This is a genomic window from Sphingomonas sp. PP-F2F-A104-K0414, assembly GCF_004340945.1.
Classification (GTDB): domain Bacteria; phylum Pseudomonadota; class Alphaproteobacteria; order Sphingomonadales; family Sphingomonadaceae; genus Sphingomonas.
In genome coordinates this window covers 353,531-376,794 of sequence record NZ_SLYD01000001.1, presented here as the reverse complement: position 1 = coordinate 376,794, position 23,264 = coordinate 353,531, and the positions used below count along the sequence as shown (strand labels likewise).

Below are 23,264 nucleotides of genomic sequence, written 5' to 3'. Positions count from 1 at the left end.
CGGGTACCCGTTTTCAGTTGGGTTGCTCGGAGAGGCGTTTGTATAAGACGGGATGACCGACCCCATCATTCCGTCGACCAAACCACGAACGATCAGCGATCTTGCCAAGTTGGCGGGTGTGCACCCGGGGACGGTATCGCGCGCCTTGGCGGACAATCCGCTCGTGAACCCGGAAACGCGGGCGCGTATCCAGGCCTTGGCGCATGAGCATGATTTTCGCCTCAATCAGATGGCGAGCCGATTGCGGACGCAGAAGACCAACGTGATCGGCGTCGTCGTGCCGCTCGGCCATGAGCGCCGCCAGCACGTGTCCGATCCGTTCTTCATGGCGATCCTGGGGCATCTTGCCGACGCACTGACTGAAGCCGGGTACGACATCATGTTGTCGCGGGTTATCCCGGATGCGAACGACTGGCTCGAGCGGATCGTCGACTCCGGCATGCTCGACGGCGTGCTGCTGATCGGGCAGTCGGACCAGTTCGAGGCGATCGAGCGGGTGGCGCAGCGCTATCGGCCGCTGGTGGTCTGGGGCAGCCATATCGAAGGCCAGCATCATTGTGCCGTCGGCGTCGATAACCGCGCTGGTGGATTGCGTGCGGGACGACGGCTGATCGAACGCGGGTGTCGCCAGATCGCGTTCTTCGGCGAGATCCGCACGCTCGAACTGAGCGAGCGTTACGCCGGGCTGCAACAGGCGACGCAGGAGGCGGGGCTCTGCGAACCGATCCAATGCGCCACCCATCTGGCGTCCGATGTGATGTCGGACGAAATCGCCGGCCATCTCGATCGTCTCCGCGGCAGGATCGACGGCATCGCCGCTGCGTCGGACGTCATCGCGATGCACACGATCCGAGTACTCGCGGACCGCGGCATCGCCGTGCCGGGTGGCCTGCCCGTGATCGGGTTCGACGATCTGCCGCTCGCCAGCACGATCGTCCCGCGGCTGACGACGGTGCGCCAGGACATTCAGGAGGGTGCAGCTGCCATGATCGCCGCGCTGTTTGCCCGATTGGGGGGCGAAGACGCGCCATCGGTCGTCATGCCGGCCGATCTGATCCTGCGCGATTCAGCCTGACCGCCGCCCACTGCCAGTAATAATGATGCGAAAAAGTCACACCGGAAACGTTTGATCATCGCACCGCAATCGATTGTTGCAATCCATTGCATTGGCGCATACCGGCTCTGCATATCAGTCCGCGGTTACGGCGGATCCTGCAGGAGAGGGTATATGAAGACAGCATCCTATTGGCTCGTCGGCGCAGCGCTCGGCACGGTTTTGCCCTTTGCCGCCGCCGCACAGGTCGCGCCCGCATCGGCGCCTGCGCCGGTTGCCGAAACCACCACGGACACCGCCGAGGCCGGCAACGACGTCGTCGTGACCGGCACCTCGCGCCCCGAGCGTCGTCTCACCACCAGCATCACGGTCAGCGCGCTCGACGCGACGCAGATCGCCCAGGCCGCGCCGCTCGGCAGCGCCGATCTGGTCCGCAACATCCCGGGTCTGCGCTCCGAGGCGTCGGGCGGCGAAGGCAATGCCAACATCGCAGTGCGCGGCCTGCCGGTCGCCAGCGGCGGCGCCAAGTTCGTCCAGTTTCAGGAAGACGGTCTGCCCGTCCTCGACTTCGGCGACATCGCCTTTGCAACCGCGGACGCATTCGTGCGCCCCGACAACAACGTCCAGCGCGTCGAGGTCGTCCGTGGCGGCTCGGCATCGACCTTCACCAGCAACGCGCCGGGCGCGATCATCAACTTCATCAGCAAGACCGGCAAGACCGCGGGCGGCAACATCTCGCTGACCAAGGGCATCGATTTCGATCGGACCCGGATCGACGCCGATTACGGCGCGCCGATCGGCGACGACTGGAGCTTCCATGTCGGCGGGTTTTACCGGATCGGCGACGGCGTGAAGGACATCGGCTACAACGCCGAGAAGGGCGGTCAGATCAAGGCCAACGTCACGCGCACCTTCTCGAACGGCTTCGTCCGGATCAACGCCAAGTATCTCGACGACAAGGCACCGGTCTATATCCCGGTCCCGGTCAGCAACACTGGCACGAACAGCGATCCCAAGTTTGGTGGGTTTGCGAACTTCAACCCGAAGAGCGACACGCTCCAGTCGCCGAACTTCCGCTCGGATCTGTCGGTCGGCCTGAACGGTCGCCGTATCCGCACCGATATCGCCGATGGCTATCGGACCAAGGTGCGCGGCATCGGCGGCGAAGCGTCGTTCGATCTCGGCGGCGGCTGGACGTTCGACGACAAGTTTAACTACGCCAAGAATTCGGGCGGCTTCACCTCGCCTTACGCAGCAAACGTGAACACCGCCGCGTCGTTCGCGAACTCGATCGGCGGCGCGGGCGCGACGTTGCGCTATGCCACCGGTCCCAATGCCGGTCAGACGATCGCCAACCCGGCGGCACTGAACGGCAACGGCCTGGCCAGCAACTCGCTGCTGTTCAATGCGACGCTCGAAGACTTCACGAACATCACCAACATCCTGACGATCGGCAAGGACATCAACGGCGGCAGCCTCGGCACGGGCTCGCTCACCGCAGGCTATTTCAAGTCGCGCCAGGCGGTGAAGATGGACTGGCACTGGAACAGCTATCTGCAGGAGGTCAACGGCAACGAGCCTGCGCTGCTCGACGTCTTTAACGCGGCAGGCCAGCCGATCACGCAGAACGGGCTGATCGCCTATGGCGAGCCGGTGTACGGCAATTGCTGCCAGCGCTATTACGATGTCGATTACACCATCGACGCGCCGTATCTGGCGGCGACGTGGAAGACCGGTCGTCTCAACCTCGACGGCAGCGTCCGCTACAACAGCTCGAAGGCGAAGGGCATTTACGCGTCGAACGCGCTGACCGTGCTCGACGTCAATCAGGATGGCGTGATCCAGGTTCCCGAACAGACCGTCCCGGTCGTCAGCCTGTCCGCCGCCAAGCCGGTGAACTACCGCAAGAACTATTTCACCTGGTCGGTCGGTGCGAACTACGAGATCAAGAACGATCTCGCGCTGTTCGCCCGAGTCAGCCGCGGCGCGCGCTTCAACGCGGATCGCGTGCTATTCGGCGGCGGTGTCCGTGATGACGGCAGCATCGCCGACGACGTCGCGGTGAACTTCGTCAACCAGCAGGAGGCGGGCGTGAAGTTCCGCTCGGGTCCGTTCTTCGCCAACGTCACCGGCTTCCGCGCGACGACCGCGGAGTCGAACGAGATCATCATCCCGCAGCAGCGCACGATCAACAATCGCTACCGCTCCTACGGCGTCGAGCTCGAAGCGGGCGTCGATTACGGCGTGTTCCACCTGACCGGCGGCGCGACCTACACGCACGCGCGCATCATCGAGAGCGAGCTGACCCCCGCGCTGAACGGGAATACGCCGTATCGGCAGGCGGACCTGATCTTCCAGGCGTCGCCGTCGATCATCGTGGACAAGCTGACCGTCGGCGCCAACGTCATCGGCACGACGTCGTCCTATGCGTCGGATCTCAACCAGCTGAAGATGCCCGGCTATGTCCTGACCGGTGCGTTCGCATCCTATGCGATCACGCCTGCGGTCCATGTCTCGGTCAATGCGCAGAACCTGTTCAACGTGCTGGCGATCACCGAGCTGGGGCTGGCGACCGACACGCTGCCGACGAACGGTATCAACACCGCGCGGGCATTCCCCGGCCGCAACATCAGCGCGACGATCGGCCTGAAGTTCTGATGACAGGCCGTGGTCCCGGATGCCAAGGACGGCATCCGGGACCATCGTTAGACTGCCGCGGCACGGGCGATGTCCTGCCGCGCGAATACGAGGTGGACGGATTGGAACAGCAGACAGCCTTGCACCCGTCATGTCGGGCGTCATGCCGGGACTTCGGTCCGGCAGGCGCTGCCCGTCTCGGGCGGGGGGCGTGACCGTCATGGCCACCACATCGTCCGATCTGGACACCCGACTGCGCCAGCACGGTACCACGCTGCGTCGTCAGCTCGAGCGGCTGTACGGCGCCACGCACGACATCGACGCCTTGTGGTCGCGGATCGAGGCCGTGCTCCGCGACCGCATGGCCGAGCGTCCGGCGGTGATGCGGGCGCTCGACGTCACGCGCATCGCGGATCGCGACTGGTTCGTCGCGCCCGACATGCTCGGCTATTCGACCTATGTCGATCGCTTTGCTGGAACCGTGTCCGGCCTTACCCGAAAGGTTCAGTATCTCGATACGCTGGGGGTCCGATATCTCCATCTGCTCGCGTTGCTGAAGGCGCGTACCGGCGACAGCGACGGCGGCTTTGCGGTGGCGGATTATCTGAGCATCGAACCGACGCTCGGGACGATGGCGGATGTCGAGGCGCTCTGCGGCCGCCTGCGTGCCAGCCGGATCAGCCTGTGCGTCGACCTCGCGCTCAATCACACCGCGGACGACCACGTCTGGGCGCTGAAGGCCAAGGCCGGCGATCCGCACTACCGCGACTATTACATCGTCCTCGACAAGGCCGAGGCGGCGGCACGCGAAGCCGTATTGCCCCAGGTATTCCCGACCACCGCGCCGGGAAATTTCACGCACGTGCCCGAGATGAGCGGCGAAGTATGGACGACGTTCTACCCGTTCCAGTGGGACCTCAATTGGGCGAACCCCGAGGTCATGCTGGCGATGGTCGACACGATGCTGCGGCTCGCCAATCACGGGTTCGAGGCGTTTCGGCTCGATTCCACCGCGTTCCTCTGGAAGCAGGCGGGGACGGATTGCCGCAACCTGCCGCAGTCGCATTTCATCGTCCGCGCGTTGCGCGCTGCGCTCGACATCGTCGCGCCGGCGACGTTGCTCAAGGCCGAGGCGATCGTGCCGACCGCGTTCGTGCCGCCCTATTTCGGCGCGGACGAGGGCGAGGGGTTCGAACCCGAATGTCATCTCGTCTACAATAATTCGCTGATGGTCGCTGGCTGGGTCGCGTTGGCCGAGCAATCGGCGGCGTTGCCCGCCGCGATCGTCGACGCCAGCGGCGGGCTGCCGCACGGGGCGAACTGGCTGACCTATGCGCGCTGCCATGACGATATCGGCTGGGGCGCGGTACTGGGCGATCTACGCGGTATCGACTCCGATCCCGAAGCGCGGCTGACCGACGCCGCGCACTTCATCGAAGGTGCGGGCGATAGCTGGGCACGCGGCGTACCGTTCCAGTCGGATGGCTCGGTCCTGCACGGCACCAACGGCACGCTGGCGTCGCTTGCCGGACTCGAGGCGGCCACCGACGACGTATCGCGGGAGACGGCGTTCCGGCGTATCGCGTTGCTCAACACGCTCGCCGTCGCCAGCGGCGGCGTCGCGACGATCTACATGGGCGACGAGGCGGGGATGCTGAATGACTATGCGTATCGCGACGACCCCGACCGGGCGCATGAGGGCCGCTGGCTCCACCGGCCGCAGATGAACTGGTCGGCGCTCGATACCCCCGCGGCAACGCGGATCGCCCGCGACCTCGCCCGATTGCGTGCGGCGCGCGTAGCCGGTGCAGGAGCGGGTGCACCGACCCTGCTGGCGACCGACGCCTCGGTTCCGGCGCTGCTCGGGATCCGCTGCGGCACCGATCGCGTGTATCTCAACTTCTCGGATCGTGCGGTACCGTTGTCGGATACCGGCACCGACCGCCTGTCCGGCAGTGCTGCGGCTGCGACGCTCGCACCCTGGCAAGCCGTGTGGCTCATGGGAGATCGCGCATGAAACCCCGTCTGTCGCTGGCGCGCATCATCGAGATGAACCTCGGGTTCCTCGGCCTGCAATTCTCGTTCGGCTTGCAGCAGGCGAACATGGCGCCGATCTACGGCTATCTCGGCGCCGACGAGGCCTCGATGCCGCTATTGTGGCTGGCGGGACCAATGACCGGGCTGCTCGTCCAGCCGCTGATCGGCGCACTGTCCGACAAGACTACCAGCCGACTGGGACGGCGTACGCCGTATTTCCTGGTCGGCGCGATCCTGTGCAGCCTGTGCCTGTTGGCGATGCCGTACAGCCCGGCCCTGTGGGTCGCCGCCAGCCTGTTGTGGATCCTCGATGCCGCCAACAACGTCACGATGGAGCCCTATCGCGCCTATGTCGGCGACCGGCTGTCGGAGGACCAGCGGCCGACCGGCTTCCTGATCCAGGCGGCGTTCACCGGTCTCGCGCAGACGCTCTCCTATCTCGCGCCGTCGCTGTTGGTGTGGTGGGGGATGAACAAGGATGCGGTCGATGCCAACGGCATTCCCGATATCACCCGGATCGCCTTCCTCGTTGGTGCGGTGCTGTCGCTGTCGACGATCGTCTGGTCGGTGATCCGCGTCCCCGAACTGCCGCTGTCTGCCGAGGAGCGCGCGGCGATGCAGGCCGACAAGGTCACGTTCGGCAGTGCGCTGCGCGACGTCGTCGCCGCGATCCGCGATATGCCGCCGGCGATGCGCCAGCTCGGCGTCGCGATGCTGTGCCAATGGTATGCGATGTTCGCCTATTGGCAGTTCATCGCGTTCGCGCTGGCGCGTTCGCTTCACGGCACCGCCGATCCTGCGAGCCAGGGGTTTCGCGACGCCGCGCTGACCGTCGGGCAGATCGGCGCATTCTACAATGCGGTCGCGTTCGTCAGCGCGCTTATGCTGGTCCCGGTGACGAAGCGCTACGGCGCGCGCGTCGTCCACGCGGTGTGCCTCGCCGCGTCGGGTGCGGCGATGCTGGCAATCCCCGGCATCGGCGTCGAGGGCTGGCTGTACCTACCGATGATCGGGATCGGGCTCGGCTGGGCGAGCATGATGGGCAACCCCTATGTCATGCTGACCGATACCGTCCCGCCGGCGCGGTTCGGTATCTACATGGGCATCTTCAACATGTTCATCGTCGTGCCGATGATGATCGAGAGCCTGACCGTGCCGTTATTCTACCGGTCGCTGCTGGGCGGCGATGCGCGCGCGATGCTGTACGTCGCGGGGGCGCTGATGCTCGCCGGAACCGTCGCGACGCTGCGCGTGAACGCCGGGGGGCCGAAGCGGGCTGTCGCCGATCTGTAAGGTTATCGGCACGCACAAGGGCTGCCCCTGCAATCCTATTACCGATGGTCGACGACCCTGGTCGACAAGCACGAAGGATTTTCGTGGTGCGCGGCTGGAAGGTCGATAGGAAGACTGTACAGCCTTAAGCCTGCGGCGATGTCGGACCGGAATTTCCGAAGCGCGGGCAGCGAGGGAAGGGGACTGCGTGCGGCCAACGATCAACGATGTCGCACGACTTGCCGACGTGTCCATCAAGACGGTGTCGCGCGTCCTGAACAACGAGGCACGCGTGTCGGATGCGACGCGCGCGCGGGTGACGGCGGCGTTCGCGACGCTCAAATACCGGCCAAACATGGCGGCGCGGACGCTGGCGGGGCATCGCAGCTTCCAGATCGCGCTCGCCTGCGACAACCCCAGTCCGTATTACGTCTACGAGATGCAGTCGGGTATCCGCGACCGCTGCCTGCTCGATGGTGTGCGGATGATCGCGCAGCCCTATGACCATGATTCCGACCGGCTGATCGACGATATCGAGAGCCTGATCGATGGATCGGGTGTCGACGGACTGATCCTGACGCCGCCCGCTACCGACTATCCCGAAGTGCTGGCGCTCATGGCGCGTCGTAACGTCCGGTTCGTTCGCGTCTCGCCGGGCACCGATCTCGACCTCACCGCGTCGGTGTTCATCGACAATATCGGCGCCGCGACCGTGATGACGCGGCATCTGCTGGCGCTTGGCCACCGCCGCATCGGCTTCGTCTCGGGGCATGCGAGCTATGCGACCAGCGTGCAGCGACTTGCCGGCTATCGCGCCGCGCTCGACGAAGCCGAGATCGCGTTCGATCCGGTCCTGGTCCGCCCCGGCGACTATGACTTCGCATCGGGCGCCGACGCGGCCGAGGCGCTGCTCGCGCTCCGCCTGCCGCCCACCGCGATCTTTGCCTCGAACGACGACATGGCCGCCGGCGTGCTCAGCGTCGCACACCGCCGCGGGCTGTCGGTGCCGGCCGACCTGTCGATCGCGGGCTTTGGCGACGACGCGATCTCGCGCTTCGTCTGGCCGGCGCTGACGACGATCCGCCAGCCGACGCGCACGCTCGGCTACATGGCGGCGGATCTCCTGCTCGCCGCGGAGTTCGCGGTGAAGCGGATCGAAGTCCCGTTCGAACTGATCCGGCGCGACTCTACCGGGCCGGTTCGATCCGCGGGATGAGCAGCTGAATGAACCCCAGCGCCAGCAGATAGCTGACCGCGCAGATCGCCAACATCGGCGCATAGCCAAAGCCGTGGCCGAGCGACCAGGCGGACAGCTGGATCATGCCGATCGATCCCATATTGCCGCAGAACGCCGCGATCCCGATCGTCGACCCGACCGACCGCGCCGGCATGACGTCGGTGGTTAGCGCAAAGACGTTGGTCGAAAACCCCTGATGCGCGAACAGCCCGAGGCCGAGCACCAGCGCTGCGGTCCACGGGCTTTGCAGCGACAGCACGATCGGCACCGGCAGGATCAGCAGCGCATACAGGAGCAACGTGGATTTCCGCGCCCGATCCAGGCTCCAGCCGCGCGCCATCAACCGGGTCGGCAACCAGCCGCCGGAGAGCGCGCCACAGGCCGCGAGCGCATAGACGAGCGCGACGGGGAGTCCGACCTGACCCTGCGGGAGTCCGAACAACCGGTGGAACAGATCGGGCAACCACGACAGCATGAAGAACCAGACCTGATCCGACAGCACTTTGGCGACCGCGATGGCAAGCGTCCGGCGATCCTTGAACAGATCGATCCAGCGGATCGGCGCGGGGCCGCCGGTCTCGGCAATCGCGGCGGGCATCTTGAACGCGAACCACGCGACCACCCAGACCAGCCCCAGGCCACCGGCGACGAGGAACGCCGCGCGCCAGCCGAACGCGATCGCCAGCGCCGGGATGACGAGCGGGGTTATGACCGCACCGACATTGGGCGCGGTGTTGCCGATCCCCAATGCGATCGAGCGGTCCTTGGGGCCGAAATAGGTCGCTGCGGACTTGACCGCGGCGGGCGTGCCGATCGACTCCGCCGCGCCGAGCACAACGCGCGCGCCGATGAATCCGCTCACGCCCGACACGAACGCGTGCGCCATCCCGGCGAGGCTCCATACGAATACGCCTGCCGCAAAGCCGATCCGGAGACCGACCCGGTCGATGAACCAGCCGGTCCCCAGAAACGCGACCGCGGCGGCGAACTGGAACGCCGACGCCATGTTGCCGTAATCCTGATCCGACCAGGCGAACTCCTGCTCGAGCGTCGGCTTCAGCAACGCCAGGATCTGCCGATCGACATAGTTCAGCATGATCGCGAAGAATACGAGCGCCACGACCACCCAGCGCGCCTTGGACTGTGTGGGCGCGGGGGCGGGCGACGGGGCCGGGGAGGGGCTCTGTACGGTTTCCGTCAAAAGTTCAGCCTTGCGGTGATGCCGGCGTAGCGATCGGCCTCGCGCGGGATGATGTAGCGATAGGCGCCACCGGGCCCGCCACTGACGATCGACGAGGCGAAGCTCGTGTCGAGCACGTTCTTCACCTGGAGTATGATCCTGAACGCATCCTTCGCGTCGACGATGCCGGCCGAAAGATCGAGCAGGCCGTACGCCTTGATCGTAGTCGCATCGCGGATCGCGGCGCTCGCATCGAACTGCGAGATCTGGCTGGACTGGTAGGAGCCTTGCGCACCCAGCGTGAAATCGATGCTGCTGCCGGTGCGGATTCGGTAGTCGCCGCCGAGTGACCCCTTCCACCGCGGCGCATAGCCGAGTTGCGTGCCCGCGGGTACGACGCCGGTGGTCGAGCCGTTGGTCGGGATCTTGAACTGGTCGACATGCGCGTCGGTATAGGCGAGCCCGCCCGAGATGTTGAGATCGCGGACCGGGCGGTAGAGCAGGTCGAGCTCGCCGCCGCGGGTCGAGATGTCGCCCGCATTGGTGAAGCGGGTGACGAGCACGCCGGCGACCACGTCCGGGTTGTTGGCCTGGAAATTGTGATATTTGGCGTAATAGGCCGCGAGGTTGACCACCAGCTTGCCGCCGAACAGCGTGTTCTTCAGGCCGACCTCATAGCTGTCGGCGGTCTCCGGATCGATCACGTTGGTGCCGGTCGCGCCGAGATTGTAGAAGATGTTGAACGCCGGGCCCTTATAGCCGCGCGAATAGGTCGCGTAGCTGGTCGAGTGCGGCGTGACGTCGAACTGCAAGCCGCCCTTGCCCGACCAGTTGGTGTTGGTCGTCTTGCCCGCGAACGGCCCGAAGCTCGGATTGATGCCCGGCCCCGCCAGCGTGGTGACGCGGCTGTGGAAGACGTCGAGCTGGTCGCTGGTGTAGCGGACGCCGGCGATCGCGCGGAACCGGTCGGTGAGGTTGAAGACGCCCTGCCCGAAAAAGGCGAGGTTCTTGAAGGTCGAGCCGAACACCGCGGTGCCGGTCGGCCGGGTGACCGTCGTGCCCGCGGTCGAGCACGGGGTGAGCACGGTCGGCGTCGGCGTGGCGGTGCAGACGACGTCGTCGCGGCGGAACGTCCGCTCGGTTTCCGCGCGCGAGTAGAATGCGCCGACCACGTAGCTGAAGAACTGGTTCGACGGCGACGCGATCCGGACTTCCTGCGTGAAGGTGTTGCTCGTCTGCGGCCCGAAATCGTGCAGCTGGTTGGCGCCGACATACGCGGTCGGCAGCCAGTCGCCGTCGCGGATCTCGGTATTGTCGTATTCGCGGTACGAGCCGATGTACGTCACCGTCTGCGTGCCGAGCGTCGCGTCGGCTTGCAGCGAGACGCCCCAGCTCTTTTCGTCGGTATGCGTGATCAGGTCCTGGTTGACGGTCCGCGACTTGTTGCCGTTGCGATCGGGCAGGACGCTTGCGGTGAGCCCGGTGGTCGGCGTGGTGCCGATGACCTCGGCGCAGCAATCGTCGTTGCTCCGCCGATAGTCGCCGATCAGCGTGAAGGTCAGGTCGGGCGTGGCATCGGCGACGACCATGCCGCGGAAACCGTAATGCTCGTACCCGTTCACGCGCCGGTTATCGTGCGCGACGTTGCGGATGTTACCCGCGTAATTGCCGTAGAAGCCGGTGAAGCGGCTCTTGATCGTCTCGCTGACCGGAATGTCGAGCGCCGCGCGCGTCCGATACTCGTTGCCGTTGCCGGTGAAGAACGAGCCCTCGACCGACCCGGCGAGCACGTTGCCGGGACGCTGGGTGACGATGTTGATGACGCCGGCGCTCGTGTTCTTGCCGAACAACGTGCCCTGCGGACCGCGTAGGACTTCGATCCGGTCGATGTCGATCAGGTCGCTGAACGCCTCGCCCGCGCGGCTGTAGACGACGCCGTCGACGACCGTGGAGATCGATGGCTCGCCCGCGACCGAGAAGGTCGAGGTGCCGACGCCGCGCAGGAACAGCGACTGGTTGATCGTCGTGCCCGATTTGCGGAAGTTGAGCGTCGGCACGAGGTACTGCGCGCCTTCGAGGTTCACCGCACCCTGCGCGGCGATCTGCGCGCCCGAGATCACCGACACCGCGACCGGCACATCCTGCAGACGCTCCGACCGCTTCTGCGCGGTCACGACGATCTCGCCCGGCACGGACGCATCGGGCGGGCTGGCGGCGGCCTGGTCGTTCGATGTGTCCGATGCGGCCTGGATCGCTTGCGCATCCTGCGCCCAAGCCGGTGCGCTTAGCCCTGCGGCCAAGGCCACCCCCGTCAGCAACCAATGCGTTTTCATGCGCGTCCCCTCCACAATTCCTACTTCAATGGTAGGTTAAACGGTGTCCTGCGCTGTCATACACCAATTCGCCTTGGAGGGTGCAAAGTACCGCTTCATTCAAAACCCGAGTTCGGCCATTTCCACCACGCGCTTGGTGCGCGCGCTGACCTCCGCTGCGGTGCCGATCGCGACCGCCATGAGCCCATCGCGCGCGGTAACCTCGACGCCGATTTCGCCGCGCACCGCGGCGATGAACTTTTGGTGCTGATAGAAGGTCGAGCCGTGATGGCTGCCGGCGTCGAGTGCGGTCTGGTCGACCGCGATCACCTGACGCTCGACCCGTTTCGGATTGAGGAAACCGGTGCGCGGGCTGAATACCAACGCGCCTTCCGGGATCAGCACGTCGAGCCGCGCAGCGTCGCCGACCGCGGTGATCTCCTCCTGGTTCTCGGCGCCGTCTGCGAACATCGACAGGTCGAGCATCGCGCGGACGCCGTTGGCGAAATCCACCGTCGTATAGCTGTTGTCGATGATGTCGGGCCGTTCGCCGTCATAGCGCTCGTCGACATGGTTCACGTCCATCGCGCCCGAGCAATAGACACGGACCGGTTCCGACTGGACGATCAGCCGCATAAGGTCGAAGAAATGACAGCATTTCTCGACCATCGTCCCGCCGGTGTTGCGGCTGAAGCGGTTCCAGTCGCCGACCTTGGGCAGGAACGGAAAGCGGTGTTCGCGGATCGACAGCATCCGCAAGCGCCCGATCCGGCCGCCATGCACTTGGTCGATGAACGCCGCGGCGGGCGGCATGTAGCGATATTCCATCGCGGTCCAGAACGGTCGCGTCATCTGCGCGGCGCGATCGACGACCCAGCGCGCGTCCTCCAGCGTCGTCGCCAGCGGCTTTTCGCAGAGGATCGCCACGTCCGCATCGAACAGCGGCGCCAGCACGTCGCGGTGCGTGTAGTTCGGGCTGGCGACGATCACCGCATCGACTAGCCCGCTGCGCGCGAGCGCTGCCGCATCGGCAAATTCCTGCACGCCGTCGCCGCGCTTACCCAGCGCGTCGCGTGCCCAGCCTAGCGACGTACTCACCGGATCGGCGATCGCAGTCACCACCGCGCCGGGGGTGACCGCCAGGTTCTGGAGATGCTCGACCCCCATCATGCCGGTTCCGACCAAACCATAACGTACTTGCTCGACCAAGCCTATTACCCCTATTCGTGACAGCGATGTCGCAGCTTGATCCTACACCCAAAGCCATTCCCCTCGGCAAGAGCGGAATCCTTGTCAGCCCGATAGCCTGGGGCATGTGGCGGTTCGCCGGAGTCGGCGTCGCTGAAGGACGCACGCTGATCGAGGCGGCGTTCGAGGCGGGCGTCACGCTGTTCGACACCGCCGACATCTATGGGTTCGACGGCGCCGGCGGGTTCGGCGATGCGGAAGTGCTGCTCGGCCGCATCTTCGCAGACTCGCCCGGCCTGCGCGAGCGGATGGTCCTGTCCACCAAGGGCGGCATCCTCCCGCCGCTCCCGTATGATTCCAGTCCGGCCTATCTGGCGAAGGCGCTCGATGCCTCGCTGACCCGGCTCGGTGTCGAGCAGGTCGACCTCTACCAGATCCATCGCCCCGACATCCTCACGCACCCGCAGGAAGCGGCGCGCGCGCTCGAGGATATGGTCACGGCGGGCAAGGTGCGCGCGGTCGGCGTGTCGAACTACACGCCCGCGCAGGCCCAGGCACTGGCGTCGTTCCTAACGATTCCGCTCGTCAGCCATCAGCCGGAGTTCTCGCCACTCCACCTCGAACCGCTCGAAAACGGGCTGTTCGATCAGGCGATGGAGCGCGACATGGCGGTGCTCGCCTGGTCGCCGCTCGGCGGTGGCCGGCTTGGGGTGCCCGCCGACGCGCGCAGCGCAGGGGTGGCGGCGGCGCTCGATCGCAAGGCCGCCGAGACGGGCGCGAGCCGGGCGGCGACCGCGTATAGCTGGATCATGGCGCATCCGGTGCGGGCGATCCCGATTGTCGGCACGCAGAACCCCGCGCGCATCGCCGAACTGGCGCAGGCGTTCGCGATCACCTGGACGCGGCAGGACTGGTACGATGTCCTGGTCGCGGCACGGGGCGAGGCGCTGCCATGACCAGATCCTGCGAAGTCAGCTGGTTCTCGGCGCTGTGCGACGACGATTACGAGTTTCTCGGCATGCCCGATCCCCGGCTGCAATCGAGCTGGGAGCATTGCCGCGATATCGTCCTCCAGGCGGAGACCGGCGGCTACGACAACATCCTGCTCCCCTCGGGCTATGCGCTAGGGCTCGACACCACCGCGTTCGCCGCGGCGATTGCGCCGATGCTCCGGCGGCTGGCGCTGCTGATGGCGGTGCGCGTCGGCGAAAGCTGGCCGCCGCAACTCGCGCGCCAGATCGCGACGATCGATCGGATGCTCGGCGGGCGGCTCAACATCAACATCATCTCGTCCGACCTCCCCGGCGAGACGCTGGCGTCCGGCCCGCGCTACGCCCGCACGGTCGAGCTCATGCGCATCCTCAAGACGCTGCTGAACGGCGAGCCGCTCGATCATGACGGTGAGTTCTGGAAGCTGAAGCTCGACCCGCCGCGGATCGGCACCGTGTCGGGCAAGGCGCCGTTGCTGTATTTCGGTGGACTGTCGCCGGACGCGCGCGAGGCGGCAGCGAAGGAATGCGACGTCTATCTGATGTGGCCCGACACGCGCGAGAAGGTCGCCGACATCATCGCCGACATGACCGCACGCGCCGCTCGCCACGGCCGCACGCTGCGGTTCGGCTACCGCGCGCACGTCATCGTCCGCGAGACCGAGGACGAAGCGCGGGTATACGCTGATCGCCTGCTCTCGAAGCTCGATGCCGAACAGGGCGCAGCGATCCGTGCCAAGTCGCTTGACTCGGGGTCTGCCGGAGTCGCAGCGCAGGCGGCCCTGCGTGAGGGCGCGTCGGCCGATGGCTATGCCGAGGACAATCTGTGGACCGGCATCGGCCGCGCACGCTCGGGGTGCGGCGCGGCGATCGTCGGCGATCCCGATCAGGTGCTCGCCAAGCTCGCCATGTACCAGGAGATGGGGATCGAGGCGTTCATCCTCTCAGGCTACCCCCACGCCGCGGAAGCCGACCTGTTCGCGCGTCATGTGTTGCCCAGGATGACGCACGCGCCGCTATCGGTCGCGAACACCCTCTAGGTCAGGACGCCGTGCGATGGCCGGACTCCGGCTAGCGTGCGGCACGAACGTGCGAATGTTACAGCGTTTCCAGCACTAATCCCCAGGCGCCGGGCGCGGGCGGCGACGGGGGCCAGCACGCCGAGGAATTGCTCACCTCAGGTTTTGGCCGGTTGAATATGCAACGCGTCCTGATGCGCGATGTAGCTGTCGAGCGCACTCGCCGCGTTGAGCATGTGCGCGCGCATCCGGCGCGCGGCTTCGTCGCCGTCGCCCTCGGCGATCGCGCGCATCACCGCGTCATGTTCCGCACGCGACTTGGCGAGGCGGCGGTCCTGGCGAAGTTGCATGCGGCGGAATGCGTTCAGACGCGTGCGGACCGCGATCGCCTGCTCCGCGAGGAAGTCGTTGTGCGCGGCGCCGTAGATCGCCTCGTGGAACTCGCGGTTGAGCGCATCATACGCATCGACGTCGCCCGCCTCGACCGCCGCTTCGCTGGCTTCGTGGATGCGGAGCAGGCGACTGCGTTCGAGCGGCGTGATGCGGTAGGTGGCGAGGCGGACGCAGACCGCCTCGATCTCCGCCATCGTCTCGAACATGTCCATCACCTCCTCGGCGGTGACGTGGCGGACGATGACGCCGCGGCGCGGGCGGACCTCGACCATGCCGCTGGTCGCCAATTGCCGCAGCGCCTCGCGGACCGGCGTGCGCGACGCGCCGTAGCGGTCCGCCAGTTGCTGTTCGTCGAGCATCGTGCCCGGCGCCAGTTCGCCCGACGAGATCGCATCGGTCAGCGCATTGCGGATCCGGTCGGACAGCAGTCCGGTGTCTTCGATGTCGATACCCGCCACGTGCCGTCAGCCCCCCACGATCGCGCGGACGATCAGGTACAGGATCGACGGCGCCACCAGACAGCCTAGCCCGGTATGGAAGGTCGCGGTCAAGGCGCCATAGGGCACCAGCCGGCGATCGGTCGCGGCGAGCCCACCCGATACGCCGCTGACCGTGCCCATCAGCCCGCCGAAGACCATCGCGCTGCGCGGGTTGTTGAGGCCGATCAGCCCGGCGACCAGCGGCGTGCCGACCATCACCATCACCGCCTTGAACACGCCGGTCGCGATCGACAGCGCGATCACCGGGGAAGATGCGCCGATCGCCGCACCTGTGACCGGGCCGACGATATAGGTCACCGCGCCCGCGCCGATCGTCGTCATCGACACCGCATCGGTATAGCCGAACGACGCCGCGACCAGCGCGCCGACGATGAACGGCAGCACCGTGCCGAGCAGCAGCGCGACGACGCCGATCAGCCCCGCCTTCTTCGCCTGTTCGACATCGACTTCGCAGGCGGTGGCGACGATCGCGAAGTCGCGCAGCATCGCGCCACCCATCAGGCCGATTCCCGCGAGCATCGGCAGATCGGCGAGCCCCTTGTGCCCGCCGGTCGCGATCCCGCCCCAGAAGGCGAGCGCGAGGCCGATCAGGATCGCGATCGCCGAACCATGAACCCGGCCCATCGTCAGCTTGGCGGACAGCATGTTCGACAGCCACATGACGATGCCGACGACCGCGAACGCGGTGAGCAACGCGTTGGCGGTCAGCACCTTGGTGATCATTTCCATGTCGGTGCGCCTCAGTGCTGGGTTGCAGGGGAGGGGCGCGCGACGGCGGCAACTTCAGCCTCGCGGGCTTCGCGCGCCTCGATCTCGTCCATCGTCTCGGGCGTGCCCGACAGGCGGCTGATGAGCGCCACCGCGCTGAAGCACACCAGCAGCGCACCGACGCCGGCGATCAGCACCACCGGCCCGCCCTCGACCGCGGCAACGACGTCCTGCTGCGCCGCCATCGCGACGACGATCGGGATATACAGCGCACCCCAGAAGCCGATCCCGCGCGAGACGCCCTCGACGTAGCGGCCCCGCGACTTCAGCCACATCCGCGCGGTGATCAGCAGGATCATCGCGATGCCGACCCCGCCGACATTGGCCTTCACGCCGAGCAGCGCTCCAAGGCCTTCGCCGAGCAATTGCCCTATCAACGTGCAGATCGCGAGCAGCGCGACTCCGGCGATCATGCGGCGCGTCCCGGATTTGGAGCAGGAATGGGTAGGGACTGGCTCATGGCATATCCTCTCACTGTATTCGATCTGTCGTCTCATACGCCGTTAAGTATGCACAGGGTTGCGTTTGAGGCAATAGAGAATACAAGGAGTGCAGAATGAGCGTCAGGAGACGATGCGTGCGGCAGTGGAATACGCGGAAGGCTTTGCGCGAGGAGCGGATCGCGGCCGGGGCGAGCTTCGCCACCGGTAAGCTGGTCGATCCCGAGACGCTGGTCGATTTCCTCGAGGCGGTGCTGCGGCCCGGCGACCGGGTCTGTCTCGAGGGCGACAACCAGAAACAGGCGGACGTGCTGGCGAAGGCGCTGGCGGCGATGGACCCGGCGCGCATCCACGATCTGCACATGGTCCAGTCCGGCGTGGTGCTGCCCGAGCATCTCGACGTGTTCGACAGCGGCATCGCGAAGCGGCTCGATTTCTCCTATTCGGGCCCGCAATCGGCGCGGATCGCGAAGATGCTGTTCGGCGGCAAGATCGAGCTGGGCGCGATCCACACCTATCTCGAGCTGTTCGCGCGCTATTTCGTCGACCTGACGCCGCAGGTCGCGCTGATCGCTGCGGGCAGCGCGGATCGCCACGGCAATCTCTATACCGGCCCCAATACCGAGGACACGCCGACGGTGGTCGAGGCGACCAGCTTCGGTAGCGGCCTCGTGATCGCGCAGGTCGGCGAGATCGTCGACACGCTGCCGCGCGTCGACATCCCCGGCGATCAGGTTCATTTCGTGCTCGACGCGGGCAAGCCCTTCTATGTCGAGCCGCTGTTCACGCGCGATCCCGCGGCGATGACCGAGACGCAGATCCTCACCGCGATGATGGCGATCAAGGGGTTGTATCAACCCTATGGCGTCCGCCGGCTGAACCACGGCATCGGCTTCAATACCGCGGCGATCGAGCTGTTGTTGCCGACCTATGGCGAGAAGCTCGGGCTGAAGGGCAAGATCTGCACGCACTGGGCGCTCAACCCGCATCCGACGCTGATCCCGGCGATCGAGGCGGGCTGGGTCGAGCAGGTGCATTGCTTCGGCTCGGAGGTCGGCATGGAGGATTATCTTGCCGCGCGGCCCGACATCTTCTTCACCGGTCCCGATGGATCGCTCCGCTCGAACCGTGCCTTCAGCCAGACCGCGGGGCTGTACGCGTGCGACATGTTCATTGGCTCGACGCTCCAGATCGACCTGGCGGGGCATAGCTCGACGATCACTGCGAACCGGATCGCTGGTTTTGGTGGTGCGCCCAACATGGGCTCGGACGCGCGCGGCCGACGGCACCCGAGCGCGCCCTGGCTCCAGGCTGGGGCGGAGGCCGACCCGGATACGGCGGCGCCTTTGAGGCGCGGACGGAAACTCGTCGTGCAGATCGGCGAGACGTTCGGCGAGGGCAACGCGCCGCTGTTCGTCGAAAAGCTCGGTGCGCTCGAACTCGCCGAGAAGCTCGATCTCGATCTGGCGCCGATCATGGTCTACGCCGACGACACCACGCACATCGTCACCGAGGAGGGCATCGCCAACCTGTTGCTGTGCCGCACAGCCGACGAGCGCGAGCAGGCGATCCGCGGCGTCGCGGGCTTCACCGAGATCGGTCGTGGACGCGACAAGGCGATGGTCGAGCGATTGCGCGAACGGAAGATCATCCAGCGGCCCGAGGACTTGGGCATCGATCCGCTCGATGCGAACCGGAACATGCTCGCCGCCCGATCGATCAAGGACCTCATGCTCGCTTCGGGCGGGCTGTACCGGCCGCCGAGCCGCTTCCGGAACTGGTAGGACAATCATGGAAATTCTCCATTTCGATATCGCCGCGCCGACCCCGGCAGGCGGCACGCGGACAATGGCGCTGGTCGGCGTGGTCGCGTCGGGCAATCTCGAGGTGCTGGTCGAGCGCGGCGACGCACCCGATCGGTGCGCGATCGAGATCAGCACCGCAGCACATGGCTTTCGCGATCTGTGGGACGCGGTGGTCGCCGATTTCGTCGGCAGGCGTGCGGCCGGCGGCCTGCGGATCGCGATCAACGATGGCGGCGCGCGACCCGACACCGTGTCGCTGCGGCTCGCCCAGGGCGTCCGCATGATCGAGGAGCCCGAGGCATGAGCAATTTTCGCCAGAGCTGGTACGAGGCTGGGGCGCGCGAACGGATCGCGGCGCTGGTCGACACCGGCAGCTTTGCCGAGTTCGTCGGGCCCGAGCGGCGCGAGACGAGCCCGCATCTCGGCATCTTCGACCTTCCCGCGCAGTTCGACGACGGGATCGTGGTCGGCAGCGCGACGTTCGACGGCACGGCAATCCTAGTCGCCGCGCAGGAGGGCCGCTTCATGGGCGGCGCATTCGGCGAGGTGCACGGCGCCAAGCTGACCGGGCTGTTGCGCGCGGCCAAGGCGCTCGGGCGCGACGTGGTGATCGCATTCGATACGGGCGGCGTGCGCTTGCAGGAGGCCAACGCCGGCGAGATCGCGATCGCCGAGATCATGCGCGCGGTCGTCTATGCACGGATCGCGGGCGTGCGCGTGGTCGGGCTGATCGGCGGGCGTGCCGGATGCTATGGCGGCGGCGGGTTGATCGCGGGATGCTGCTCGACGCTGATTGTGTCCGAACAGGGCCGCATCAGCGTGACCGGCCCCGAGGTGATCGAGACCAACATGGGCGTCGAGGAGTTCGACTCGCGCGATCGCGCGCTGGTCTGGCGGACGATGGGCGGCAAGCATCGGACCTTGATCGGCGGCGCTGACGTGTTCGTCGACGACGACGCGGCGGCTTTCCGCGATGCCGCGCTTGCCGCATTGGCGCCCGCGGCTCGACCGCTGTCCGATCGGAGCGCCTCGCCCGACCCGTTCGCCCTGAGCGAAGTCGAAGGGCTTGGCTCGATCGACGGTGCTTCGACTTCGCTCAGCACGAACGGGGGGAGGAGGCGACCCAATCTCGATCTGGATACGTTGACGGCCGAGCAGGCACGGCTCGAACGCCGGATCGCGCGGTTTGGGGACGCAGCCGATGCGACCGACATCTGGTGCACGCTCGGGATCGACAATCCCAAGGCTATCCCCGACATGCCGGCCACCGCTTTCGTAACCCTTGCCGCCCAGTATCGGGAGAGCGCCGATGACGCCCGTTGAGATCCTCGCCTCGCTGTTTCCGTCCGGTCATTCGGTGACCGCCGAGGGTGACCTGCTGTTCGGGCAGGGAACATTGCCCGGTGGCGCGGTGGTCCATGTCGTCGGCGCGACCGCGCGTGCGCCGATCGGGATCGACCAGGCGATCCGGCTGTCCGCCGCGGTGCTGCAGATCGCGCGCAGTGACGACACCACGCCGATCCTGTTCCTCGTCGACAGCGCTAGCCAGCGGATGAGCCGCCGCGACGAACTGCTCGGGCTCAGCGAATACCTCGCGCACCTCGCCAAGTCGCTGCTGCTTGCCGAAGCGCGTGGCCACCGCACGATCGGGCTGCTCTACGGCGGCAGCGCGGCCGGCGCGTTTATTGCCACAGCACTCGCCTGCGGCACGCTGGTCGCATTGCCCGGCGCGCATCCCGAGGTGATGGACCTAGCCTCAATGGCCCGCGTGACGAAACTGCCGATCGACGTACTGGAGGCGAAGGCGAATACCACGCCGGTCTTCGCACCCGGCCTAGACAACCTCGTCAGCGTCGGCGGTATCGCGGCGGTCTGGGATCCGGACGACAGTCTCGCGGACCAGTTGCAAACGTTGCTCGCATGCTCGCGCAAGGGCGACGACCGGGCCTCCCTCGGCGCGGAGCGTGGCGGGCGGCCGAAATCGGCCCGCATCTCCGGTGAAGTGGCGGCGGCGGCGACGGCGTAATGCGGTTCGAGCGTCACCGATTGGTCTATCTCGATCCAGCCCATTGGAACGAGACGCTAGCCGCCTATCCGGCACTTCAGGCGATCCCCGTGGTGGTCGACTGGGTCGGCTCGGGGCGTCCGCTAATCGCGCGTCGCCCCGTATGCGAAGACATGGCGGGCCGCGTACCGCTCGGCCTGCCGTTGCCGCCATCGCTGGGAAAGCAGCGTCTGGCCTTTGCGGTGCCGCCCGGTGCGATCACGTCCGATGCGCCATCGCCGTTGCTCTCCGATGCGTTGCGGGAAGCGCCGACCGCGTGGCAGGCAACGATTGCGGCACTCGTCGTGCTAGATCCCGAGACGCGGTGCTTCGGCAGCCTGGCGTGGACGTACCTGACCGGCCTGCCGTATCTGTCAGAGACGTCCGATCTGGATCTCGTTTGGCACGTATCAAAAGCCGACCAAGTCGCCCGCCTGGTTGCTGCACTGGCGCGGATCGACGCGGCGGCGCCGATGCGGCTCGACGGCGAGATCGTGACGCCGACGGGGCTCGCGGTCCAGTGGCGCGAATTGGCTTCCGACGCGCCCGAACTGCTCACCAAGGCAGCAGACGGCAACCGCATGATCGCGCGAACCGAACTGTTTACATGACCGCGCTGGCCCGCTCGGCAACGGCGATCGACAGCGATGGCATCGGCCGGCTCGCGACCGACTGCCTCAAGCTCGAGATCGCGACCTATCCCAAGCCCGGCCTGGTCAGCCCGGTTGATACCGGCGCACACGACGACATGGACGCGGCGATGATGAACCGCAGCGCCGACGCGCTCGAACCGTTCTTCGCAAGCCTCGCCGAAGCGGGCGCGGCCGGTGCAGCCATGGACCGCCTCCGCGCGATCGGGATCGAGGCCGAAGTCGCGATGATGGCGGCCACCGGCGGCGTGAACACGCATCGCGGCGCGATCTTCGGCATGGGGCTGCTAGCCGCCGCCGCCGGGTTTCGCATGGCGTACGGCGCTCGCGGCACACTCGGCGTGATCGTCGCCCAACGCTGGGGCGCGGAGATCATGCACGGACCGGTTGCGCTGCACAGCCACGGCAGCAGCGTCGCGCGACGTCATGCCGCCGGTGGCGCGCGCGCCGAGGCGGCGGGCGGCTTTCCCTCGCTCTACCGGATCGCCGTGCCCGCGCTCGCCGAAGCGCGACATCGGAGCGCGGACGAAGAAGCCTGTCGCGTCCACGCGCTCATGGCGCTGATCGTCGGGGTCGACGACACCAATCTCCTTTACCGCGGTGGCGCAGAAGGGCTCTCCTTCGCGCAACGGCAGGCGCGCGCGTTCCTCGACGCCGGAGGGGTAGACGCTGCCGACTGGCGCGACCGTGCAACCAAAATCCATCACGCGTTCACGGCGCGACGGCTCAGCCCCGGCGGTTGTGCCGATCTGCTGGCAATGGCGCTGTTCGTCGAAACCACCGCAGCATGACGCTCGCGCTCTTGTGCTCAGGGCAGGGACGGCAGAGCCGCGCGATGCTCGACCTGTTCGCCGACGATGCGCGCGCCGCACCGATCCTCGCCGAGGCGAGCGACGTGCTGGGGCGAGACGTCTTCACGGTCCTGCGCACTGATGACGAGGCGACGCTGTTCGCCAACCGGACGAGCCAGATCCTCTGCGTCACCCGCGGACTCGTCGCGGCGGCCTGTCTCGCGCCGACGATGCCGTTTGTCGTCGCAGGATACAGCGTCGGCGAGATGACCGCATGGGGCATTGCGGGGATTTGGTCACCCGAACGCACGCTGCATCTGACCGCCGCGCGCGCCGAGGCGATGGATGCCGCGAGCGGTACCGACGACAGGCTAGGCTTTATCCGGGGGCTGCCACGCGAGCGCGTCGATGCGCTTGTCGCCCAGTTCGGCTGCGCCATCGCGATCGTCAATCCCGATCTGCTGTTCGTCATCGGTGGCGAGCGGGCCCACGTCGCGCAGTGTTGCAGCGCGGCTTTGGAGCAGGGGGCGACGTCCGCGCGATCGATCGCGGTGCACGTCGCCTCGCATACGCCACGTCTTTCGAACGCGGTCGCAGCGTTCCGTGCCGCATTGGACAGTTCGGAACCCGCGAAGCCTGCGCTAGGCCGCACGCTTATAGGTGCCGCGGACGCGTCGATCGTAAACGGGACACGAAGCATAGCCGGGCTGGCGGGGCAAATCGATACGATGGTCGACTGGGCGGCCACCCTTGAGGCGGTCCTCGAACGCGGTGTCGATCGCATACTCGAACTCGGGCCGGGCACCGCGCTTGCCGATATGGTGCGTGCGGTCGATCCGGCACTCGACGTCCGCGCCATCGATGATTTTCGCAGCGTATCGGGGATCAGGGACTGGCTGGCGCGGTGACCGCCGGGACTGGTAGCGCGCCTGAGAACAGTGCGCGAAG

20 protein-coding genes are annotated in these 23,264 nt (G+C 66.7%); 14 read left to right on the top strand and 6 right to left on the bottom strand.

The annotated features are described in order from the left end of the window. Positions 1 to 52 precede the first annotated feature (52 nt). The 5 genes from C8J46_RS01555 to C8J46_RS01535 all read left to right on the top strand — a co-directional run bounded on the left by C8J46_RS01555 (position 53) and on the right by C8J46_RS01535 (position 8,216). Positions 53 to 1,075 carry a substrate-binding domain-containing protein gene (locus tag C8J46_RS01555; protein ID WP_132734414.1) on the top strand — a complete coding sequence of 341 codons (1,023 nt, stop codon included), beginning with the start codon at positions 53 to 55 and terminating at the stop codon, positions 1,073 to 1,075. Between the two features lie 153 nt (positions 1,076 to 1,228). Continuing rightward, complete coding sequence (locus C8J46_RS01550) at positions 1,229 to 3,712, top strand: TonB-dependent receptor (RefSeq protein WP_132734412.1); 2,484 nt, start codon at positions 1,229 to 1,231, stop codon at positions 3,710 to 3,712. A 199-nt stretch (positions 3,713 to 3,911) separates the two neighbouring features. Then, on the top strand, positions 3,912 to 5,708 hold the full coding sequence (locus C8J46_RS01545; protein ID WP_165886428.1) for an alpha-amylase family glycosyl hydrolase: 1,797 nt from the start codon (positions 3,912 to 3,914) through the stop codon (positions 5,706 to 5,708). Further along, entirely contained in the window at positions 5,705 to 7,021 is a 1,317-nt protein-coding gene (locus C8J46_RS01540; RefSeq protein WP_132734408.1) for an MFS transporter, read from the top strand. Before C8J46_RS01545 ends, C8J46_RS01540 begins: the two co-directional genes overlap by 4 nt. Positions 7,022 to 7,208: 187 nt before the next feature. Continuing rightward, entirely contained in the window at positions 7,209 to 8,216 is a 1,008-nt protein-coding gene (locus C8J46_RS01535; RefSeq protein ID WP_132734406.1) for a LacI family DNA-binding transcriptional regulator, read from the top strand. On the opposite strand, the gene C8J46_RS01530 is transcribed toward C8J46_RS01535, so the two are convergent. From C8J46_RS01530 to C8J46_RS01520, 3 genes are all read right to left on the bottom strand, one after another. Beyond that, complete coding sequence (locus tag C8J46_RS01530; protein WP_279388887.1) at positions 8,188 to 9,363, bottom strand: MFS transporter; 1,176 nt, start codon at positions 9,361 to 9,363, stop codon at positions 8,188 to 8,190. The two genes, C8J46_RS01535 and C8J46_RS01530, sit on opposite strands and share 29 nt — an antisense overlap. Before the next feature lie 71 nt (positions 9,364 to 9,434). After that, positions 9,435 to 11,750 (bottom strand): TonB-dependent receptor, encoded by a 2,316-nt coding sequence (locus C8J46_RS01525; RefSeq protein WP_132734404.1) that lies wholly within the window; start codon positions 11,748 to 11,750, stop codon positions 9,435 to 9,437. A gap of 99 nt (positions 11,751 to 11,849) precedes the next feature. After that, positions 11,850 to 12,938, bottom strand: coding sequence for a Gfo/Idh/MocA family oxidoreductase (locus C8J46_RS01520; RefSeq protein ID WP_132734402.1), 1,089 nt, complete (start codon positions 12,936 to 12,938; stop codon positions 11,850 to 11,852). A 26-nt stretch (positions 12,939 to 12,964) separates the two neighbouring features. Here C8J46_RS01520 and C8J46_RS01515 point away from each other — a divergent pair, with 26 nt between their 5' ends. Further along, the gene (locus C8J46_RS01515) at positions 12,965 to 13,873 is read left to right on the top strand and encodes an aldo/keto reductase (RefSeq protein ID WP_132734400.1); all 909 of its coding nucleotides are present in this window, start codon (positions 12,965 to 12,967) and stop codon (positions 13,871 to 13,873) included. After that, positions 13,870 to 14,946 carry an LLM class flavin-dependent oxidoreductase gene (locus C8J46_RS01510; protein WP_132734398.1) on the top strand — a complete coding sequence of 359 codons (1,077 nt, stop codon included), beginning with the start codon at positions 13,870 to 13,872 and terminating at the stop codon, positions 14,944 to 14,946. The genes C8J46_RS01515 and C8J46_RS01510 overlap by 4 nt, the downstream gene beginning before the upstream one ends. 137 nt (positions 14,947 to 15,083) lie before the next feature. Here C8J46_RS01510 and C8J46_RS01505 read toward each other — a convergent pair whose 3' ends face one another. From C8J46_RS01505 to madL, 3 genes are read right to left on the bottom strand one after another with little or no spacing between them, the layout of a single operon-like run. Next, positions 15,084 to 15,776 (bottom strand): GntR family transcriptional regulator, encoded by a 693-nt coding sequence (locus tag C8J46_RS01505; RefSeq protein WP_243643165.1) that lies wholly within the window; start codon positions 15,774 to 15,776, stop codon positions 15,084 to 15,086. Between the two features lie 6 nt (positions 15,777 to 15,782). After that, positions 15,783 to 16,547, bottom strand: a complete 765-nt coding sequence (gene madM, locus C8J46_RS01500) for a malonate transporter subunit MadM (RefSeq protein WP_093397717.1) — start codon at positions 16,545 to 16,547, stop codon at positions 15,783 to 15,785. An 11-nt stretch (positions 16,548 to 16,558) separates the two neighbouring features. Further along, positions 16,559 to 16,999 (bottom strand): malonate transporter subunit MadL, encoded by a 441-nt coding sequence (gene madL, locus C8J46_RS01495; protein ID WP_132734396.1) that lies wholly within the window; start codon positions 16,997 to 16,999, stop codon positions 16,559 to 16,561. A 164-nt stretch (positions 17,000 to 17,163) separates the two neighbouring features. On the opposite strand from madL, the gene mdcA reads away from it, so the two are divergent. The 7 genes from mdcA to C8J46_RS01460 are packed head-to-tail and all read left to right on the top strand — an operon-like array spanning position 17,164 to position 23,224. Further along, positions 17,164 to 18,810 carry a malonate decarboxylase subunit alpha gene (gene mdcA / locus C8J46_RS01490; protein ID WP_243643164.1) on the top strand — a complete coding sequence of 549 codons (1,647 nt, stop codon included), beginning with the start codon at positions 17,164 to 17,166 and terminating at the stop codon, positions 18,808 to 18,810. 7 nt (positions 18,811 to 18,817) lie between these two features. After that, positions 18,818 to 19,135, top strand: a complete 318-nt coding sequence (mdcC, locus tag C8J46_RS01485) for a malonate decarboxylase acyl carrier protein (RefSeq protein WP_132734392.1) — start codon at positions 18,818 to 18,820, stop codon at positions 19,133 to 19,135. Next, entirely contained in the window at positions 19,132 to 20,154 is a 1,023-nt protein-coding gene (locus tag C8J46_RS01480) for a biotin-independent malonate decarboxylase subunit beta (RefSeq protein WP_132734390.1), read from the top strand. The genes mdcC and C8J46_RS01480 overlap by 4 nt, the downstream gene beginning before the upstream one ends. After that, positions 20,141 to 20,857 carry a biotin-independent malonate decarboxylase subunit gamma gene (mdcE, locus tag C8J46_RS01475; protein ID WP_132734388.1) on the top strand — a complete coding sequence of 239 codons (717 nt, stop codon included), beginning with the start codon at positions 20,141 to 20,143 and terminating at the stop codon, positions 20,855 to 20,857. The genes C8J46_RS01480 and mdcE overlap by 14 nt, the downstream gene beginning before the upstream one ends. Then, positions 20,857 to 21,486 carry a malonate decarboxylase holo-[acyl-carrier-protein] synthase gene (gene mdcG / locus C8J46_RS01470; RefSeq protein WP_132734386.1) on the top strand — a complete coding sequence of 210 codons (630 nt, stop codon included), beginning with the start codon at positions 20,857 to 20,859 and terminating at the stop codon, positions 21,484 to 21,486. The genes mdcE and mdcG overlap by 1 nt, the downstream gene beginning before the upstream one ends. Beyond that, positions 21,483 to 22,316: a triphosphoribosyl-dephospho-CoA synthase MdcB gene (mdcB, locus tag C8J46_RS01465; protein WP_132734384.1), complete on the top strand. Its 834-nt coding sequence runs from the start codon at positions 21,483 to 21,485 to the stop codon at positions 22,314 to 22,316. The genes mdcG and mdcB overlap by 4 nt, the downstream gene beginning before the upstream one ends. Beyond that, positions 22,313 to 23,224 (top strand): acyltransferase domain-containing protein, encoded by a 912-nt coding sequence (locus C8J46_RS01460; protein WP_132734382.1) that lies wholly within the window; start codon positions 22,313 to 22,315, stop codon positions 23,222 to 23,224. The genes mdcB and C8J46_RS01460 overlap by 4 nt, the downstream gene beginning before the upstream one ends. The last annotated feature ends 40 nt before the right edge of the window (positions 23,225 to 23,264 follow it).

Bases quoted from the DNA above. Each gene is read 5' to 3' on its own strand.
- C8J46_RS01555 (WP_132734414.1), top strand. From the start codon at position 53: ATGACCGACCCCATCATTCCGTCGACCAAACCACGAACGATCAGCGAT.
- C8J46_RS01550 (WP_132734412.1), top strand. From the start codon at position 1,229: ATGAAGACAGCATCCTATTGGCTCGTCGGCGCAGCGCTCGGCACGGTT.
- C8J46_RS01545 (WP_165886428.1), top strand. From the start codon at position 3,912: ATGGCCACCACATCGTCCGATCTGGACACCCGACTGCGCCAGCACGGT.
- C8J46_RS01540 (WP_132734408.1), top strand. From the start codon at position 5,705: ATGAAACCCCGTCTGTCGCTGGCGCGCATCATCGAGATGAACCTCGGG.
- C8J46_RS01525 (WP_132734404.1), bottom strand. From the start codon at position 11,750: ATGAAAACGCATTGGTTGCTGACGGGGGTGGCCTTGGCCGCAGGGCTA.
- C8J46_RS01515 (WP_132734400.1), top strand. From the start codon at position 12,965: ATGTCGCAGCTTGATCCTACACCCAAAGCCATTCCCCTCGGCAAGAGC.
- C8J46_RS01510 (WP_132734398.1), top strand. From the start codon at position 13,870: ATGACCAGATCCTGCGAAGTCAGCTGGTTCTCGGCGCTGTGCGACGAC.
- madM (WP_093397717.1), bottom strand. From the start codon at position 16,547: ATGGAAATGATCACCAAGGTGCTGACCGCCAACGCGTTGCTCACCGCG.
- madL (WP_132734396.1), bottom strand. From the start codon at position 16,999: ATGATCGCCGGAGTCGCGCTGCTCGCGATCTGCACGTTGATAGGGCAA.
- mdcC (WP_132734392.1), top strand. From the start codon at position 18,818: ATGGAAATTCTCCATTTCGATATCGCCGCGCCGACCCCGGCAGGCGGC.
- C8J46_RS01480 (WP_132734390.1), top strand. From the start codon at position 19,132: ATGAGCAATTTTCGCCAGAGCTGGTACGAGGCTGGGGCGCGCGAACGG.
- mdcE (WP_132734388.1), top strand. From the start codon at position 20,141: ATGACGCCCGTTGAGATCCTCGCCTCGCTGTTTCCGTCCGGTCATTCG.
- mdcG (WP_132734386.1), top strand. From the start codon at position 20,857: ATGCGGTTCGAGCGTCACCGATTGGTCTATCTCGATCCAGCCCATTGG.
- mdcB (WP_132734384.1), top strand. From the start codon at position 21,483: ATGACCGCGCTGGCCCGCTCGGCAACGGCGATCGACAGCGATGGCATC.
- C8J46_RS01460 (WP_132734382.1), top strand. From the start codon at position 22,313: ATGACGCTCGCGCTCTTGTGCTCAGGGCAGGGACGGCAGAGCCGCGCG.